Annotated in this window: 2 protein-coding genes; both read left to right on the forward strand. The window is 15.6% G+C overall.

Annotated features, from left to right (window positions below):
• The coding region (locus ACTCUI_RS02270) for a hypothetical protein (protein WP_463431358.1) at window positions 1-351 on the forward strand (351 nt) is incomplete at its 5' end.
• A gap of 2076 nt (window positions 352-2427) precedes the next feature.
• Window positions 2428-2562 (forward strand): hypothetical protein, encoded by a 135-nt coding sequence (locus tag ACTCUI_RS02275; RefSeq protein WP_463431360.1) that lies wholly within the window; start codon window positions 2428-2430, stop codon window positions 2560-2562.
• The last annotated feature ends 955 nt before the right edge of the window (window positions 2563-3517 follow it).

The following is a 3517-nucleotide window of genomic DNA, read 5'->3' on the forward strand; positions in this document are numbered from 1 at the left end:
ATACAAGTATCGTTTGAAATCAAAAAACCTTTATCTGCGTATTTAAAAGTAACTAAATTAGGTCGGTTAAACGATCAACAAGAAAAAAACATTCAACAAGCGATAATCACTAAATATCCTTTTTTACAAGGTAAAAACATTGAGATTAATGATGTTACTGATTCCCAAGCTCAAGTAACTTCCCCACAACATACCGGAATAATGACTGTGATATACCAATTAAAAAAACCATTACAGCAAGCTTTAACGAATACTAATTTATGTTGGTTAAATAATAAAATAAAAATCTTATTTATCATATTTTTATTATGCGGAATTTATTTATATTTTAAAATTAAAAAAAATAAATGATATTTATAATTTTCAAAAATATTAAAAAATTATGAAAAAAGATCAATTATAAAAATTGATCTTTTTAATTTTTAAAATTAATTTTTGAACAATAATTTACAAAAAAATTAAAAAACTAAAATAATTATCAGAAAATAATTATTTAAAAATTTTTTAAAAAAGTTGAAATAATTATTTAAATTACATAATAATTTTTATTTGCACAAACATAAAATTATCTTTAATTTTAAGTCTTAAAAATGTTAAAAAAATTTTTATTAAATAAAACATAATAATATAATTTTAGATAATTTTCTAAATAAACAAAATTTACTTTAAAAAAATTAAAATCATAATTCAAAATGGAACACTCGAAGAAAAAAATACTCATATATGAACGAAGTCAAAATTTTTTTATTTAGAGTTCAAAAATTATAATTAATAATTGAAAAATCAAATTGTTATTTAGTTTTATATTAAAATAAAAAAATTTTTCAAATTTTCAAAAAGAAAAAAAGATTCTAAAAAAATATAAGAGAATCTCTAAAAATATAAACATATTTAATAACTTACTTTAACGTAAGTCAATTAAAATATACTATTTTTTTGAAAAATTCAATAGAAAATAAAAAAAATACAAATAAAGGATAATTTAAATATTTCATTCTTCTTTGAGCGTTATAATTGTCAATAAAAGAATTAACTATTTTAGTTAACTGTGTTTTTGGTTAAATGTTTTCTTTTTTTCTAAATAAACAGTTTCGCGTTTAAAATTAGCGAAAAAAACTTCTGTATAAGCGTTTTTACATTGACTAACTTTTCCAGAGAAGAACCCTGAATAAATTTTTTTGCTTGTAAAGTATGTTGGTTGTGTGCTTTATCCAAATGGAACCTTTTTGAAATTCGTTTTTTTGCAAAAAGAAAACTATTTATTAATTACTTTCATTTTAAATTAAAAAAATCAAATTGTGAACAAAAAAATAAAAATTTCTTTTTTAAAATTTTCAAAAATTTTTTAAACAAAGAAAAAAGAAAAAGAAAAAAACCAAAAGAAAAAGAAAAAAGAAAACATATATTATACTTTTATAAATCTTACATCTTATAATCTTATTTTAATAACTCCTTATTAATTTAAAAATTATATTTTGTCAAGTCTTTTTATTAAAAAAATAAGATGTCAAATTTAAAAAATATTTACTTAATTAATTTTTTGTATATATATATTTAATAAAAATTAAATAAATTAAAAAAATAATTAAAAATTGCCAAATAGTTAATTTAATTTAACAATATTATTAAAAATATTATTTTTATCTTGTAAAAAAAGTAAAAATAATATTTTTCTATTCATTAGTTATATTTCTAAAAATATTTTTAGAAAAGTTGAAGATTAACTTTTTATTCTTTTTAAAAAATAAAAAGACCAACTGATAAAGTTGATCTTTATGATTATTAATAAATTATTTAGTTGTGATACTTTTGGAGTGAAATGCAATCAGTATTTGTTTGAATTCAGTTTTATTAGTAAATATTTTAATGCAAATTAAAACAATAACTATAAAAATAGTAAAAAAATAAATATCTATTTAATATTTTTTTAAAAAATTGAAGTTAATTTTAATAAATTTATTTAATTTTTTCATTTTAAATTACTAATTTTATTAATTATTATTATGGATGAAAATTGTTAAGAAAAATATTTTTTTATTAATTACTAATTTAAATAAACTCAATTTCTTAAATAAATCCATATTTTAAATAATAATTTTTTTTAAAAAAATGACAATAAAATTTTATTTCATATTTTTTTCTTAAAAAATTTTTTTAAAATTTTTTAAGAACCGAAAATAGTAATAATAAATAGTTTTTATTATTGTAAAAAAATTAATATCATTTGATAAAATTTTATTGTTGATTAATATTTTTTAAAAAAGGAGTTTAAAAAAAGATGTATTTAAATTTAAAACAATTTAAATCATTAAAAAATAATTTTATAATTTTTATATTTTTTTTGTTTTTTTTATTAACATTAACTTAAAATCTCATAAAGTTTATGCATTAAGGGGAAAAAATTTTTTTTCAAACAGTATTTTTCTTTTGAATAAAACAAAAGGAATAATAGCTGCTGTTAATATAAAAGAAGAAAAAATAATAAATGAAAAACGAATAATAGACAACAAAAAACCATCAAAAACACAATTATCTAGAAAAAAAAGAAGAATTGAAATATAGATCTCTATTTTATGCAATAATGTCTCCGAAGATTGAATAAATACTTTTTATATATTCTTTTATATAATTTTTATTATATACTTAAAAAACTAAATTGACCTGAAGCAAAAACCAGTCTTGACCCATATAAAATAGGACACCATTATAAAACAACAAAAAAAGCTAAGCTTTTTTTCTTTATTAAAGAAAAAAGCTTAGCTTTTTTATTTTGCTTAAGTCATAACATAAAAAAATAAGCATTAACTGATAAAATTATATGTTTAAAATTTTGGTCAATCCATAATAATAATATTTTTTGATGGTTGATTTGTAATTTATTAAAATCGCTAAGTATTTTTTAAATCTTTTTAAAAATCTTGTGATAAATTTATTTAATTATATTAACTTAATTATTTTATTTAACTTTAGTTATAATTATTTTATATTATTTTAAATAAAGTTAAAGTAGATGAATTGAATAATTTATTTGTAATTTATTCTAAAAATAAAATATATTTGAATTGATTAATCTTTTTATTTTAAAAATAAAAAAATATAAAATTAATATATCCAAAAAGTAAGTAAAAATCGTTACTTTTTGTATATTAATTGGTTCCTATAATGTATATTATGTAAACTATAATATTGGTGATTAAAATACAAGTCATTTTTAATGTTTAACATTGTTAAAAAAATATATTCATAGACAAATTTTTAATTATTATGATTAACTAATTGATGAATATTTTAATAATATACATCTATAAAATTCCAATATTTTTTAGAACTTTACTTAAGTAAATCAAATAATATATAGAAAAAGTTAAAAATAAACAATAAAAAGATATTTTAATTTTATAAAAAGTAATAAAAAATTATTATAATTAAACTTATATATGAACTAAAAAAAATAAATAGTTCGAACAAAAGAAAATATAAATGTTTTTAAAAAAAGAATCAAAAAAAAGTGTGTGTA

This window comes from Brinjal little leaf phytoplasma (assembly GCF_978563805.1).